The organism is Cellulosimicrobium funkei (assembly GCF_001019615.1).
GTDB classification, from domain to species: Bacteria; Actinomycetota; Actinomycetes; order Actinomycetales; family Cellulomonadaceae; genus Cellulosimicrobium; species Cellulosimicrobium cellulans_E.
Window position 1 is genome coordinate 40,150 of sequence record NZ_JNBQ01000011.1, and the last position, 14,763, is coordinate 54,912.

Annotated in this window: 13 protein-coding genes; 7 read left to right on the top strand and 6 right to left on the bottom strand. The window is 74.5% G+C overall.

Annotation, left to right across the window (positions count from 1 at the left end; translation table 11 throughout):
* Nucleotides 1–20: 20 nt before the first annotated feature.
* Nucleotides 21–890 carry a fructosamine kinase family protein gene (locus tag FB00_RS10740; protein ID WP_047232916.1) on the top strand — a complete coding sequence of 290 codons (870 nt, stop codon included), beginning with the start codon at nucleotides 21–23 and terminating at the stop codon, nucleotides 888–890.
* 18 nt (nucleotides 891–908) lie between these two features.
* On the opposite strand, the gene FB00_RS10745 is transcribed toward FB00_RS10740, so the two are convergent.
* Both FB00_RS10745 and FB00_RS10750 read right to left on the bottom strand, forming a co-directional pair.
* Nucleotides 909–1,469, bottom strand: coding sequence for a phosphoribosyltransferase (locus FB00_RS10745; RefSeq protein ID WP_082141222.1), 561 nt, complete (start codon nucleotides 1,467–1,469; stop codon nucleotides 909–911).
* 155 nt (nucleotides 1,470–1,624) lie between these two features.
* Nucleotides 1,625–2,608, bottom strand: a complete 984-nt coding sequence (locus tag FB00_RS10750) for an FKBP-type peptidyl-prolyl cis-trans isomerase (RefSeq protein ID WP_047232917.1) — start codon at nucleotides 2,606–2,608, stop codon at nucleotides 1,625–1,627.
* 249 nt (nucleotides 2,609–2,857) lie between these two features.
* Between FB00_RS10750 and FB00_RS10755 the strand changes: the two genes are divergently transcribed.
* From FB00_RS10755 to FB00_RS10765, 3 genes are all read left to right on the top strand, one after another.
* Nucleotides 2,858–3,163 carry a hypothetical protein gene (locus FB00_RS10755; RefSeq protein WP_047232918.1) on the top strand — a complete coding sequence of 102 codons (306 nt, stop codon included), beginning with the start codon at nucleotides 2,858–2,860 and terminating at the stop codon, nucleotides 3,161–3,163.
* A gap of 33 nt (nucleotides 3,164–3,196) precedes the next feature.
* Nucleotides 3,197–4,054, top strand: a complete 858-nt coding sequence (locus FB00_RS10760; protein ID WP_047232919.1) for an alpha/beta hydrolase — start codon at nucleotides 3,197–3,199, stop codon at nucleotides 4,052–4,054.
* Between the two features lie 81 nt (nucleotides 4,055–4,135).
* Nucleotides 4,136–4,924: an alpha/beta fold hydrolase gene (locus tag FB00_RS10765; RefSeq protein WP_052877598.1), complete on the top strand. Its 789-nt coding sequence runs from the start codon at nucleotides 4,136–4,138 to the stop codon at nucleotides 4,922–4,924.
* Nucleotides 4,925–4,963: 39 nt separating this feature from the next.
* Here FB00_RS10765 and FB00_RS10770 read toward each other — a convergent pair whose 3' ends face one another.
* Nucleotides 4,964–5,410, bottom strand: coding sequence for a hypothetical protein (locus FB00_RS10770; protein ID WP_047232920.1), 447 nt, complete (start codon nucleotides 5,408–5,410; stop codon nucleotides 4,964–4,966).
* Between the two features lie 3 nt (nucleotides 5,411–5,413).
* Nucleotides 5,414–6,847, bottom strand: a complete 1,434-nt coding sequence (locus tag FB00_RS10775; RefSeq protein ID WP_047232921.1) for a hypothetical protein — start codon at nucleotides 6,845–6,847, stop codon at nucleotides 5,414–5,416.
* A gap of 376 nt (nucleotides 6,848–7,223) precedes the next feature.
* Here FB00_RS10775 and FB00_RS10780 point away from each other — a divergent pair, with 376 nt between their 5' ends.
* From FB00_RS10780 to FB00_RS10790, 3 genes are read left to right on the top strand one after another with little or no spacing between them, the layout of a single operon-like run.
* On the top strand, nucleotides 7,224–8,462 hold the full coding sequence (locus FB00_RS10780) for a hypothetical protein (RefSeq protein WP_047232922.1): 1,239 nt from the start codon (nucleotides 7,224–7,226) through the stop codon (nucleotides 8,460–8,462).
* Complete coding sequence (locus FB00_RS10785) at nucleotides 8,459–9,496, top strand: hypothetical protein (RefSeq protein WP_052877589.1); 1,038 nt, start codon at nucleotides 8,459–8,461, stop codon at nucleotides 9,494–9,496. Before FB00_RS10780 ends, FB00_RS10785 begins: the two co-directional genes overlap by 4 nt.
* A gap of 20 nt (nucleotides 9,497–9,516) precedes the next feature.
* Nucleotides 9,517–10,467 carry a tetratricopeptide repeat protein gene (locus FB00_RS10790; RefSeq protein ID WP_047232923.1) on the top strand — a complete coding sequence of 317 codons (951 nt, stop codon included), beginning with the start codon at nucleotides 9,517–9,519 and terminating at the stop codon, nucleotides 10,465–10,467.
* Between the two features lie 256 nt (nucleotides 10,468–10,723).
* Here FB00_RS10790 and glgB read toward each other — a convergent pair whose 3' ends face one another.
* Nucleotides 10,724–12,955 (bottom strand): 1,4-alpha-glucan branching protein GlgB, encoded by a 2,232-nt coding sequence (gene glgB, locus FB00_RS10795; protein WP_047232924.1) that lies wholly within the window; start codon nucleotides 12,953–12,955, stop codon nucleotides 10,724–10,726.
* Nucleotides 12,956–13,053: 98 nt separating this feature from the next.
* On the bottom strand, nucleotides 13,054–14,562 hold the full coding sequence (locus FB00_RS22730; RefSeq protein ID WP_082141223.1) for a glycosyl hydrolase: 1,509 nt from the start codon (nucleotides 14,560–14,562) through the stop codon (nucleotides 13,054–13,056).
* Between the last annotated feature and the right edge of the window lie 201 nt (nucleotides 14,563–14,763).

Here is a 14,763-nt window from a genome sequence, read left to right on the forward strand (position 1 = left end):
GCGTCTGGCATAGTCCCGCCATGGGCATGCTCAGGGAGCGGCTGCGCGCCGCGGGCCTCGACGACGTGACCTCCGTCGAGCCGGTGAGCGGTGGGCTCGCCGCGACGGCCGGGCTGGCCCGGCGGGCCGACGGCGAGCCGCTGTTCGTCAAGGCGTTCGACGCGGACGCGCCGGGCGACGACGTCTTCACCGTCGAGGCCGAGGGCCTGGCTGCGCTCCGCGCAGCCGGGCTGGAGACCCCCGAGGTGGTTCACGCGGGCCGGGACCTGCTCGTGCTGTCGGCGCTCGCTCCGCGGCCGTCGACGCCGGTCTTCTGGGAGGAGCTCGCCCGCTCGCTGGCGCGCGTGCACACCACGACGCGGAGCGACCGCTTCGGGTGGCACCAGGACGGCTGGCTCGGCCGCCGCCGGCAGGTGAACACGTGGACGGAGGACGGCTTCGAGTTCTTCGCGCAGCACCGGCTGCTGCGCTGGCTCGACGAACCCCGGGTCCACGCCGCGCTCGACGCCGCGGACCGTGCAGCGCTCGAGCGCCTCTGCGCGCGGCTCCCGGAGGTGCTGCCGGGAGGACCGGCCTGCCTGACGCACGGCGACCTGTGGGCGTCGAACGTCATGGCGACCGCCGACGGCCGCCCGGCGCTGATCGACCCGGCCGTCTCCTACACGTGGGCGGAGGTCGACCTCGCTCACGTGTGGACGACCGCGCCCCCGCCCGAGGCCGATGTCTTCTTCGGGCTCTACGCGGAGCTCACGGGTCTCGACGACGACTGGCGTGCGCGCCTTCCCGTCGTCCAGCTCCGGCAGCACCTGGCCGTCATCGCGCAGTTCGAGCCCGACTGGGGCGCGGCGGAGGCTGTCCGCGCGACGCTGGCCCCCTTCCGGGCGCGCTGACCGACGACGATCGTCGGCTCAGTCGTTCGGGCGGGACTGCGCGCCCTCGACGGGCGGGTCGGCCGACCACGGGAACGTGATCCAGAGGTCGGTGTCCTTCCACGAGTAGTCCGGCTGGATGATCGTGCGCGGCTTGGTGTAAAGCACCGCGGACCGTGCCTCGGCGCCGTGGGTGCTCAGCATCTCCATGACCAGGGCGAGCGTCCGGCCGGAGTCCGCGACGTCGTCGACCACGAGCACGTGCGCACCTGGCAGGTCGGACGTGTCCATGAGTGGCGGGAGGACGCGCGGGTCGGTGAGGGTCTGGCCGATGTCGGTGTAGAACTCGACGTTGAGCGTCCCGACGCCCTTGGTCCCGAGCGCGTACGCGACCGCGCCGCCGGGCAGCAGCCCGCCGCGCGCGACGGCGACGACGACCTCGGGCCGGAACCCGCTCGCCACGACCTGCTCGGCGAGCTCGCGCGCGGCGACGCCGAACGTCTCCCACGTGAGCACCTCGCGCTCGGGCGGGACGGCGGGGCTCGGCGACAGCGCGTCGTCGGGCACCGCGGGGACCGGGTTCGTGGAGGCGTCCGTCATGGACCGAGCGTACGTCGCGCGACGCGCGGGCTCTGCCGGTCCAGGTCCCGGCGGTCCGGGACCCACGGCCCGGACCCGCGCCCCTACCGACACGACGAGGGCCGCACCCCGAGCGGGGTGCGGCCCTCGTCGCGCTGTGTCGGCTCTGTGCGGGGTCAGTACGCCGCGAGGATGTCCACGACGAAGACGAGCGTCTCGCCCGCGAGCTCGTGCGTGTTCTCGTCGCTCTTCTCGCCGTAGCCGAGCGACGGCGGGATGACGAGGAGCACCTGGCTCCCGACGGTCTGGCCGGACAGGCCCTGGGTCCAGCCGGCGACGACGCCGCTCAGCGGGAAGGTCGAGGGCTCACCGCGGTCCCACGACGAGTCGAACTGCTCGCCGTCGAGCTTCCAGCCGGTGTAGTGCGCGATGACGGTCTGGTCCTCGGTGACCTCGGGGCCGGTGCCCTTGATGAGCGGCTGGACGACCAGCTCGGTCGGCGCGGTGTAGCCCTCGGGGATCTCGATCGACGGCTTGCCCGTGTCGTCGAGCGTGACGACGGGCAGGCCCTCGGCGGGCGTGACGGCCTCGCCCTCGGCGCGGTCCGGGACGTCCGCGGGGTCGGGGGCGACCGGGGCGTCCTTGACGGCGGTGACCTCGCCGACGGTGAGGATCGCCGTGCCGTCCTGGCCCGGCGCGGCGAACAGGAAGCGGGTCCCGACCTTCTTGCCCACGAGGACCTCGATGAGCTGCGGGTACACGCTGTCGTCGAGCGGGACCGACTGCGCCGAGTCGTCCACCCAGGTCGACCCGACCTTGGAGCCGTCCGCGCCGGAGTACGCCGCCTGGTGCAGCGTGACCTCCTGGCCCTTGGCGATCTCGTCGCCGTCGCCGTCGTTCAGCGAGATCGCGGCCGCGCCCGACACCTCGAACGGCGTCTCGAACTCCACCGTCGGCTCGGCGCCCGGGTCGCCGGTGACCGTCACGGCCTCGAGCGCCGCGACGTCCTCGGGCGCCGACGTCGCGGCGTCCGCGCTGTCGGTCTCGGACGGGCTCGGCGACGTCTCGTCGCCGGACCCGCCCTCCGACGAGCAGCCGGAGAGGACGAGGGCGGCGCCCAGGGTGAGCGCGGCGACGCCGCGCAGGGTGCGGTGCTTCACGAGAGGGGGTCCTTCGGTCGGTGGGACGACGCGGGGTCGTCGGGTCTGGGCCGCACCCCGCAGGACGGCGGTCGTCGGCGTCCCGGGTCGGGGCCGCCTCGCGTCCGCGTGCCGGGTGCAGCACCGGCGCGGACACTCTAGCGGTCCTGCCTGGACACCCGCTGGGAGCCGCCGGCCCGACGGCTGCGCCCGTACGTCGCCCCGCCCGTCAGTCGCCCCCGCGCGCGGCGCCCGGGGGAGAATGGGCGCATGCCGTCCCGCCGACCGTCCCGCAAGCGACCCTGGGGAGCGGAGCCCGCACCCCTCGACCTGGACCGGGCTCTCGGCGGCGCGCGCCGCGAGTCCGGGGCCGACGGCGAGTGGCAGGTCCGGACCGTGCGCGGCGGGTCCAAGACCTACCTGTGCCCGGGGTGCAACCAGGAGATCCCGCCCGGGACGGGCCACGTCGTGGCGTGGCAGGAGGACTCGTTCTTCGGCGCCGAGACGGCGCTCGACCACCGCCGGCACTGGCACACGTCGTGCTGGCAGGCGCGCGGGCGCCGTCGCCCCCGGTAGAGGTCCGCAGTGGACGAACTAGGCTCGACCCTGATGAGCACCGCACCCGATCCCGCGCCCGCCGGAGCCGACGCACCGGCCGGTCCGACCCCCATCCGGTCCCTGACGGTCCTGCCCGCACGGCGCGAGGACGTCGAGCTGCACACGGCGGACGGGCTGACGCTCGTCGGCGAGCTTGCGCTCCCCGCCGACCGCGACCCGGTCGCGACCCTCGTGACCCTCCACCCGCTGCCGACGCACGGCGGCTACATGGACTCGCACGTCTACCGGAAGGCGGCGTGGCGCCTGCCCGCGCTCGCCGACCTCGCGGTGCTGCGGTTCAACACGCGCGGGACGTCGTCGCCCCGCGGGACGAGCGAGGGTGCGTTCGACGGCGGCGAGGCCGAGCGCTTCGACGTCGCCGCGGCCATCGAGCTCGCGGAGTTCCGCGACCTGCCGCACCGCTGGCTCGTCGGGTGGTCGTTCGGGACCGAGCTCGCGCTCAAGCACGGGACCGACCCGGCCGTGGAGGGCGCGATCCTGCTGTCGCCGCCGCTGCACCGCGCGACGGACGAGGACCTCGACCGGTGGGACGCGTTCGGCAAGCCGCTCGTGGTGCTCGTCCCCGAGCTCGACGACTACCTGCGCCCCGACGAGGCGCGCCGACGCTTCGCGCGCGTGCGCAACGCCGAGGTGATCGGCGTCGACGGCGCCAAGCACCTGTGGGTGGGGGAGCCGTCCGTGCGGCGCGTGCTCGACGAGATCGTGGGCCACGTCCGCCCCGGGTTCCCGCTGCCGCTGCCGACCGAGTGGTCCGGCGACGGGACCGGGGCCGTGACGGCCGAGCGTGACACCGCCGACTCCGACCAGGCGAGCTACGACGCGAGCCGGTCGGACGGCGTCGACGACTGACAGCCCCGGCGGGCCGGTCGCGGTCGTGGCACGGTGGGACGAGACCCGACGACGACGGACGCACGACCTGAGGAGGACGACGTGACGACGGCCCCGCTCGAGACCTTCACGCTGCGCGAGGGGTACGGGACCCCGCTCGTGCTGCTGCACGGCTTCCCGCTGGACCACCGTATGTGGGCCGACGTCGCGGCCGCGCTGCCGGGCGAGCCCACCGTCGTCGCCGTCGACCTCCCGGGGCTCGGCGCGAGCCCGCTCGCGGGCGGTCCGCCGTCGATCGACGCCGCCGCCGACGCCACCGCCGCCGCGCTCACCGCGGCCGGGATCACGCGCGCGGTCGTCGCGGGGCTGTCGATGGGGGGCTACGTCGCCCTCGCGCTCGCGGAGCGGCACCCCGACCTGGTCGCCGGGCTCGGGCTCGTGGACACCAAGTCGACGGCCGACACCGACGAGGCCGCCGCGAACAGGCTGCGGATCGCGGACGACGCCGCGCGGTCCCAGACCGTCGACCCCGTCCTCGGCATGCCGGGCGTGATGCTCGGCGAGACGAGCAAGGCCGCGCGCAAGCACCTCACCGCGCGGCTCGAGGAGTGGATCCGCGGCCAGCGGCCCGACGGCGTCGCGTGGTCGCAGCGCGCGATGGCGGCCCGGCCGGACCGCACCCACGTCCTCGAGGGGTTCGCCGGCCCGGTGGCCGTCGTCGTGGGGGAGGAGGACGCGCTCACGCCCGCGGCCGAGGCGGAGCACATGGCCGACGCCGCGCCCGCCGCACAGCTGGTCCTCGTGCCCGGCGCCGGGCACATGAGCGCGGTCGAGGACCCCGCGGCCGTGGCGGACGCCCTGGCCGACCTCCTGGCCCGCGCCGCGACCTGACGGGTCGGGCCGTCCCCGGCGCTCCCGGGCCGCCGTCGGTCAGCGCCCGTCGAGCACCAGCGCGAGCGCGTCCGCGAGGTCGATCGACTCGCCGTCCCGGCCGCCCTTGCCCAGCACGAGCGGCGGGTCCGACGGCTCGACGTCCACCCCGCGGAGCCGCCCCAGCACGGTGCCGGGCACCCCGAGGACGTAGAACTCCCCGTGCTCGCCGACGGCGACGCTGCGGTTGCGGCGCAGGTACCAGCCCTTGAGCGGGGTCCGGTACGTGGCGCTGCCGTCGAACGACCGGGCGCGCAGCGGCTCGGGCGCGAGGCCGCGCTCACGAGCGCGCACCACGAACTCGGCGAGGAGCGCTCGTGCTGCTGCGCTCTCCCGCGCGCGCTGGCGGTCGAGCTCGCGTTGTTGGTGCGCGGCAGCCTCGGTCCGCTGCCGACGCCAGTCGTCGGCAGCGGACCCGGTGCGGCCCGAGGGGTCCGCGGAGGACACCGGTCAGGCCGGCGCGGGGGCGTCGGACTCGGACTCGGCCTCGGCCTCCGCCTGACCGGCGGAGCCCCGCTTCGTCGAGGCGCTCGACCCGCCCTTCGGGGCCGGCTCGTCGGCGACGACCGGGAACTCCGCCGTCATGAGCGTCGCCGCCCGCGCCTGCTGCGCGGGCGTGCCCGCGGGCACCGCCGCCTTCTTCGTGGCGGGAGCCTTCGCGGCCTCGGCCTCGCCGCCGAGGAGCCCCCGCAGCTCGTCGAGGTAGGTGTTGATCGAGTCGTGCTGGCGCGTGAGGTCCTCGAGCTGGCGCTGGGCCACGTTGCGCTGCTGCTCGGCCTCCGCCTTCGCGTCGCTCACCGTCTGGTCCGCGAACGACCGCGCCTCGGCGACGATCTGGTCCGCGTTGCGACGGGCCGTCGACATGAGGTCCTTGACGTACGCGTCGGACTCCCGGCGGACCTTCTCGGCCTGCTCCAGCGCGAGCGCGACGCGCTTCTCGGCCTCCGCCGCGTGCTCCTCGGCCGTGGAGACCAGCTTCTCCGTCTCGGCCTTGGCGGCGGCGTGCCGCTCCGCGTTCTCGCGCTCCGCCTCCTCGCGGCGACGCACGACCTCGAGCTCGGCGTCGGCGAGCGCGGTGCGGGCCTTGTCGCGCAGCTCCTCCATCTCCGACGTGACCGCGTTGGCGGCCTCGGTCGCCTTGCGCTGCGCCTCGTCGACCTGGCGCTGCGCCTCGCGACGCGCGTTCTCCAGGAGCTCGGCGGACTCGCGCTCGGCGGACTCGCGCTGGGCGGCGGTCTCCGCCGCCACACGGGCGCGCAGCTCGGCGGCCTCGCGCTCGGTGGTCACGCGCAGCTCCGTCGTCTCGCGCTCCGCCGTCGCCTTCAGCGTCCCGAGCTCGCGCTCGAGCGACGCGCGGCGCTCGCTCTCCTCGGTGGCGATGGCGCTCTGGATGCGCGCGGCCTCGCGCTCGGCGGAGCCGACGAACTCCTCGGCCCGGCGCTGGGCGCTGAGCAGCGTGCCCTCGGCCTCCGACGCGCTCGTGGCGCGGACCTCCTCGGACTCGAGCCGCGCGCTGTTGAGAAGCTCCGCGACCTCGTTCTCGGCGCGGGAGCGCACCTGCCCGGCCGACAGCTTGGCGCGCGCCATGATGTCGGCCGCCTGGGCGTTGGCCTGGGAGAGGATGTCCGCGGACTGCTCCTCTGCCGAGCGCATGAGCTGCTCGATGCGGGAGCCGAGGCCGGCGTACGAGGGGCGCTCCGCCTCGCGGAGCTGCCGCTGGGCGTCGGAGAGCTCGCTCGTGAGCTGCATGGCGCGGGCGTCCGCGGCCTCGACGCGCGAGCGCGCGTCCTCCACGGCCTTCTCCAGCTTTGCGAGCTGAGCCTCGACCTGGACGCGGTCGTAGCCGCGCATCGTGATGGGGAAGAGCGTGCGCTCGTCGGACACGTCGATGACCTCCGGTGCTGGTTCGTCGCGGCGTCCGCCGCCGGGCGGCGTCCCTCGCGAGGAGGGAGGGCGCGGCGGTCGTGCCACGGCCCCGCCGTGCTCCGACCAGGATACGGGGATCGCGCTGTCCTGAATACCCGGATTGGAGCAGGTGAGACGATGGTCGCAGTGCTGCGGGACGGACGGCACAGGGCGAGGCGGCAGGCTGGTCCGGCGGCGTCGCGCGCCCCCTTCCCTGAAGGTCGGCTGACGAGCGTGGGACCGTGGGGAGAGGGGCTCGTGAACGGATCGTGAGGATCCGCGCCCGATGCCCCGCGGTCGATCTACGAGGGGTTCCGCACCTATTCTGGAACGTCGATCGACGAAGGGAAGCTCGGTGCTGCAACGAATCATCGCCGCCCTCCTGCTCGTGGGAGGGCTGGTGGCCGTCGGCCTCGGCGTCGCGTCCGCCACGGTGTGGCGGGACAGCGACACGGTCGTGGCGACCACGGCCTACACGGGGGACGGCACCATGCTCGTCACCGAGCCCGGGGTCCTGGACCTCGTGGCCGAGGACGTGACGATCCGTGCCACGGCACCGGGCGAGCAGCAGGTCACCCTCGCGATCGGCCGCGAGGTCGACGTGACGGGATGGGTCGGGGAGGACGCCCACGGCGTCGTCACCGGGCTCAGCGACTGGGACGCGCTCGCGACCCGTGCGGCCGAGCCGGCCGCCGCGGAGGAGCCCGCCGAGGGCGAGACGCCCGCCGAGGGCGAGAGCCCTGCCGAGGGGGAGACCCCGGCCGAGGACGCGCCCGCCGAGGGCGAGACGCCTGCCGAGGGCGAGGCGGCCGAGGGGGAGACCCCTGCGGACGGCGAGACCCCCGCCGAGGGCGAGACCCCGGCCGAGACGGCCGTCGTCGGCGTCGACCCCGCCGGGTCGGACATGTGGTTCGAGGAGTCGACGGGCGCGGGTTCGGCGAGCCTGCGCTGGTCCGACCAGCCCGGCCGCTGGCAGCTGCTCGTGGCCGGCGTCGGTGAGGGTGCCGTCGCCCCGACGCTCGAGCTCTCCTGGCCGCGCCAGGTCGAGACGCCGTACCTGTGGCCGGGCGTCATCGGCGGTGCGGTCCTCATCCTCCTGGGCCTCGGGATCGGCGCGGCGAGCCTGCGACCGAAGCGCCGCGGCCCGTCGGGGCGCGGCACCGCGACGTCGGCCACTCCTGCGGTCGCCCCGGCCGCGGCTGCGCCGGGAACGGCGTCGGGCGAGCGCGACGGCGACGCGTCCGACGGCGAGGTGCCGACCGACACCGCGCAGGTGCGCATGCTCACGCGACGCGAGCTGCGCGAGCGCGAGGAGGCCGAGCGGCTCGCCCAGCAGCAGACGCGCGCCCAGAAGCCCCGGCGCGCGTGGCTCACCGGCCAGATCCCGATCGTCGCGCGGGGCGAGCGGCGACCCAAGACCGCGGCGCAGCCGGCCGTCGACGCGGCGGACGGGCACCCGACCACCCAGGACAGCGCGACGACGCGTGCCGACGCCTGGCGTCGGGCGTGGGGATTCACCCCGGGCAGCACGGGGTCGGGCGAGGCACCTGACGCGCAGCGCGACACGGACGAGACGAAGGACAGCACCCGATGATCAGCACCGCCCGCGACACGGCACGCCCGCGCGGCGCGCGCCGGTACCTCGCCGGGGTGGCCGGCGGTCTGGTCGGCGCGCTCCTGCTCGCCGCCTGCTCCGCCCCGCTGCCGACGGCGCAGCCCGACCCGACCCAGGACCCGCCCCCTCCCGTCCTCTCCGAGGCGCAGGAGACCGTGGTGCTCGACGCGGTCGCCTCGGCGCTCGCCGCGGCGAGCGAGGCGAACGACCCCAAGCAGCTCGAGGGCCGCGTCACCGGCCCGGCGCTCGCCATCCGCACGAGCCAGCTCGCCGTCGCGGCCGCACGCGGCAACGCAGACCTTGTGACGGAGCTGCCGACCGAGGCCCAGCAGGTCGTCATCCCGACGACGCAGACCTGGCCCCGCACCTCGTACGCCGTGAGCGTCCAGCCCGAGAGCCTCCAGACGCCTCGACTGTCGGTGCTCGAGCAGGCCGGCGCGCGGGATCCCTACCAGCTCTGGGCGTGGGTCCGGCTGCTCCCCGGCGTGACGATGCCGAGCTTCGCGGACCCGAGCATCGGGAGCGAAGCCGTCGCACCCGACGACTCGAGCCTTCTCGTCACGCCCACGGACGCCGTCGCGCAGTACGCCGACGTGCTCAACCTGGGGACGGGCTCCGGCTACGCCGAGTCGTTCGAGGACGACTCGTTCCGCACCCTCCTCGCGGAGCGCGCCCAGGCCTGGACGACGGCGCTCGAGCCCGCGGCCGGAAAGTACGCGCTGACGTTCACGCCCAACGCCGACGAGCCGGTCCGCTCGGTCCGCACCGCGGACGGCGGCGCGCTCGTGGTGGGGGCCATGACGTCGCAGGAGTCGATGACGGCGGAGGAGGGGGCGCAGGTCCCGCCCGACACCGAGACGATCAAGGCGCTCTACGGCGACAAGACCCCGACGAACGTGCTCAAGGTCGGGTACCAGGACGTCGTCGCGCTCTACGTCCCGCCCGCAGGGTCGGAGGAGAAGATCCGCGTCGTGGGCAACGAGCACGTCGCGACGTCCGTCGCGAACAGCTGACCCTCCCTAGGATTGCGTCCATGAGCGAACCTACCCAGCAGCCCGCGTTCGACGTGCGCGGAGCGGTCGACCTGTCCGCGCTGAACCGGCCGCAGTCCCCGCCGCCGGGGGAGGAGGGCGGCGCGCCCGCGGCCGGAGGCTACGTCGTCGACGTCACGGACGAGACGTTCGGCCAGCTCGTCCAGGACTCGACGCAGTACCCGGTCGTCGTCCTGCTGTGGATCCCGACCGACCAGGCGAACGCGCAGCTCGGGACCGACCTCGGCGCGCTGGCGGACGAGTACGCCGGCCGCTTCCTCCTGGCCCGCGTCGACGCCCAGGCGTACCCGCAGATCACCGCCGCGTTCCAGGTCCAGGGCGTCCCGACCGTCGTCGCGATCCTCCAGGGCCAGCCGGTGCCGCTCTTCCAGGGCGCCGCGCCCGTGGAGCAGGTGCGCTCGGTGATCGACCAGGTGCTCCAGGCCGCCGAGGCGAACGGCGTCACCGGCCGGGCGCCGGCCCAGGGCGGCGACGGGGAGCCGGTGCCCGCCGAGCCGGCCCCGGAGCCCGAGCCCGAGCTCCCGCCGCTGCACCAGGAGGCGTACGACGCGATCGAGCGCGACGACCTCGACGCCGCCGTCGCGGCCTACGAGAAGGCGATCAAGCAGGACCCGCGCGACGCGCTCGCCGTCGCGGGTCTCGCCCAGGTGCGGCTCCTCCAGCGCACGCGCGACGCCGACCTCGGGACCGTCCGCGCTGCGGCCGCCGCCGCACCGCAGGACGTCGACGCCCAGCTCGCCATCGCCGACCTCGACATCCTCGGCGGCCACGTCGACGACGCGCTCGGCCGCCTGCTCGACCTCCTCCCCGGCGCCGACGCCGACGCCAAGGAGAAGCTGCGCGTGCGCCTCCTCGACTACTTCGAGGTCGTCGGCCCCACCGACCCGCGCGTCGGCAAGGCCCGCCAGCGCCTCGCGATCAGCCTCTACTGACGCACCTCCACCTGCACGCGGACGATCAGCGGCCGGTCACCCACGGTGACCGGCCGCCGTCGCGCTGAGGAGGCAGCGCGGAAGGTGAGACGAAGCCGGGTGGGTGGGGTGGTGGCGCCGGGTCGTGGCGGGCCTGGCGGGAGCCGCGAGGGACGAGCGGCGGATGGTAGACCCGGCGCCACCACCCCACCCACCACCCAGGGTGACCAGACCTCGACCTCGGCGGACCAGACCTCGACGTCGGCGGACCAGACCTCTACCTCGGCGACGGGACGAGGTACAGCGCGCCGAGCGGGGGCAGGCGCAGGGTCGCGGAGTGCGCGCGGCCCTTCCACGGCACGGCCTCCGCCTCGACCTCGCCGAGGTTGCCGACACCCGACCCGCCGTAGACCTCGGCGTCGGTGTTGAGCACCTCGCGCCACGCCCCGCCGGACGGCAGCGCGACGCGGTAGCCCTCGTGCGGCGTGCCGGCGAAGTTCACGACGACGGCGACCTCGCCGCCGTCGCGCCCGCGGCGGACGTAGGCGAGGACGTTGTGGTCGGCGTCGTCGGCGTCGAGCCACTCGAAGCCGGCGGGGTCGTGGTCGAGCTCCCAGAGCGCGGGAGTCGCGCGGTAGAGGGCGTTGAGGTCGCGCACGGCGCGCTGCACGCCCTGGCGCCCGGGGTCGGCGGCGAGGCCGTCCCAGTCGAGCGACCGGCCCTCGTTCCACTCGGAGTGCTGGCCGATCTCGCTGCCCATGAAGAGGAGCTGCTTGCCGGGGTGGGACCACTGGTAGGCGAGGAACGCGCGCACGCCGGCGCGCTTCTGCCAGTCGTCGCCGGGCATCTTGCCGTAGAGCGAGCCCTTGCCGTGCACGACCTCGTCGTGGCTGATCGGCAGGACGAACTGCTCGGAGTAGGCGTAGACCATCGAGAACGTGATCTCGTGGTGGTGGTACCGGCGGTTGATCGGCTCCTCGGCGACGTAGCGCAAGGAGTCGTTCATCCAGCCCATGTTCCACTTGAGCCCGAACCCGAGGCCGCCCGCGGAGGTGGGCCGGGTGACGCCCGGCCATGCCGTGGACTCCTCGGCGATCATCATGACCCCGGGCGTGCGCCGGTAGGCGGTGGCGTTGGCCTCCTGGAGGAACGCGATGGCCTCGAGGTTCTCGCGCCCGCCGTGCACGTTGGGGTGCCACTGGCCGGGGCCGCGCGAGTAGTCGAGGTAGAGCATGGAGGCGACGGCGTCGACGCGCAGCGCGTCGACGTGGAACTCCTCGAGCCAGTACGTCGCGTTGGCGACGAGGAAGTTGCGGACCTCGTTGCGCCCGAAGTCGAACACGAACGTGCCCCAGTCGGGCTGCTCCCCGCGCAGCGGGTCGGCGTGCTCGTAGCAGGGCGTGCCGTCGAAGCGGGCGAGGGCCCACTCGTCGCGCGGGAAGTGCGCGGGCACCCAGTCGACGACGACGCCGATCCCGGCGGCGTGCAGGCGGTCGACGAGGTAGCGGAAGTCGTCGGGGTGGCCGAACCGAGAGGTGGGTGCGTAGTAGCCCGTGACCTGGTAGCCCCACGACCCGCCGAACGGGTGCTCGGCGACGGGCAGGAGCTCGACGTGCGTGAAGCCCTGCTCGACGACGTACGCGGTGAGCTGCTCGGCGAGGTCGCGGTACGACAGGCCCTGGCGCCACGACCCGAGGTGCACCTCGTAGATGCTGAGGGGCTGCGTGTGCGGGTCGTGCGCGGCCCGCGCGGCGAGCCACGCGTCGTCGGTCCAGGCGAACTGCGACTCCACGACGATGCTCGCCGTGGCGGGCGGCACCTCCGCCGCCTTGGCGAGCGGGTCCGCCTTCTGCCGCCACGAGCCGTCCGGGCCGAGGATCTCGTACTTGTAGCGCGCGCCCGCACCCACGCCGGGGACGAACAGCTCCCAGACGCCCGTCGAGCCGAGCGAGCGCATCGGGTGGGTCGCGCCCCAGCCGTTGAAGTCGCCGATGACGCGGACCGCGCGCGCGTTGGGCGCCCAGACGGCGAACGCCGTGCCCGTGGTGTCGCCGAGCGTGCTGGGGTACGTGCGCAGGTTGGCGCCGAGCGCGCGCCACAGCTCCTCGTGCCGCCCCTCCCGGATGAGGTGCAGGTCCACCTCGCCGAGCGTGGGCAGGAAGCGGTAGGGGTCGTCGGCGGTCGTGGCCTCGTGGCCGTAGCGTGCCCGGACGCGGTAGTCCGGGGCGTGCCGGGTCCCGTCAGCGTCCTGGTGCACCGGGACGACGGCGGCCCAGACCCCGTCCTGCTCGTGCGCTGCCGCGTGCTCGCCGTCGGTCGTGACGACGACGACCTCGTCGGCGAGCGGGCGCAGGACCCGGACGACGGCGCGCGCGTCGCCGGCGTCGGGCGCCAGGTGCGGGCCGAGCACGGCGTGCGGGTCGAACGTGCGGCCCGCCGCCGCGGCGGCGAGCGCGTCCGGCGGCACGACGACGGGGGGCGGGGTGGTGGAGTCGGCTGGCCCGGTCATGGGGCAACCTTTCCACGTCGGCTCGCCGCGCACCTGACAGGCTCGCCCGGCGATCGCGAGGGGGCGCTCGCGACCGCCGGGCGAGCCGGACCGGGGAGTCAGGACGGCAGGGTCCACCGCTGGTTCGCGGTGCCCGTGCAGTCCCAGACCTGGAGCCGCGTCCCGTCCGCCGACGACTGGCCCGTGACGTCGAGGCACTTGTTCGCCTGCGGGTTGCGCAGGGACTGCGTCGCGGCCGAGTACACCCACTGCTGCGCGCCCGAGCCGTTGCAGTCCCAGATCTGGACCACCGTGCCGTTGGCCGTGCCCTGCCCCGCGACGTCCAGGCACCTGCCCGCGTTCGGGTTGCGGATCGTGCCGTCGGAGCGCACCTCCCACGTCTGCGCGACGCCCGGCGCGCACGTGTAGAGCTGGACGGCGGTCCCGTTCGCGGTTCCCGACGCGGCGACGTCGATGCACTTGCCGGCAAGCCCGACGATCGCGCCGGTCGCGGGCGTCGGGCCGGGGTCGGGTGATCCGCCGCCGGAGCCGAGCTGCACCTCGCCCTGGTTGAGCACGCGCGGGTGGAAGTAGGCCGCCTGGATCTCCGCGTTCGTGTTGCTCCCGCGCAGCTGCTCGGACCAGACCATGAAGTAGCTCCAGCGCGGCTGGGCCGTGAGGAGCGCGTCGTTCGGGACCTTGCCCATCTCGGCGATCGCAAGGGGCTTGCTCCCGGCGATGGACTGGAGCTGCTGGTAGTCGGACTGGCTGGGGTGGTTCTTGTACCAGACGTCGAGGCTCACGACGTCGACGTACGAGCTGCCGGGGTAGTAGCTCGACCAGTTCGCGTTCGGGTTGTCCTGGACGTTCCAGACCCAGATGAGGTTGTCGAGCCCCTGGGAGTCGAAGTAGTCCTTCATCTGCTGGTAGATCTTCGCGCCGCCGTTGACCCCGGCGCGGCCGCCCCACCAGTTCCACGTCTCGTTCATCTCGTGGAACGGCCGCCACAGCACGGGCACCCCGGCGTCCTTGAGCTGGCGCAGGTACGGCACGACCTCGGCCATGCGCGCGCGCCAGGTCTGGTTGAGCGCGGTGCCGCCCGTGACGACCTGCTCGAACTGGTTCTGGCTGATCTGCGTCTTGACGCCGCCCTCGAACTCGCACGTCGCCGGGCCGGTCGGGGAGCACGCGTGCCACGTGAGCGCGACGAGCGATCCGTTCGCCCACTCCGTCTTCGCCTGGTCGACGACGCGCTGCCGGTTCGCCTGGTCCTCGCCGCGGAACATCAGGTCGCCGCCCCACAGGCCCGGGTACTGGCCGGTGATGTCGCGGACCTGCTGCGTGTACTGACCGGGTGCCGAGGCCGGCTCCTTGTTGTGCTGGCCCGAGACGATCGAGGTCCCGGTGATGGACCGCAGGTAGTCGATCACGGCCTGCTTGTTACGCGCCGGGAAGGCGTGCGCGGCAGGGGCCGTCGGGACGAGCGTGGCCACGAGCAGGGCCGCGAGGCCCGCGGCGAGCGCGGCGAGGGCTCGTCGTGGGGTGCTCGGGCGGGCGGTCGTCGTCGCGTCGGGTCGAGGCCCGGATGCGTTGCCGGGTCTGCCGTGGGCTGGGGTGAGGTGTCGCATGCGTCCTCCGCGTCGTTGCGTGAGTGGTGCCTGACGGGCGGCAACGGTAGTACCGTGCCGATAGGTCTGTCTACCGTTGTCATGAACCGCTTAATGCACTGGTATCTCTAGCCTCGAGCGTGGGAGCGGTATCATCGTGACAGCGTTGACATACTGCATCGTCACGATCTACGGTCGCCCTGCGTCGGGCGGCCGGCGCGC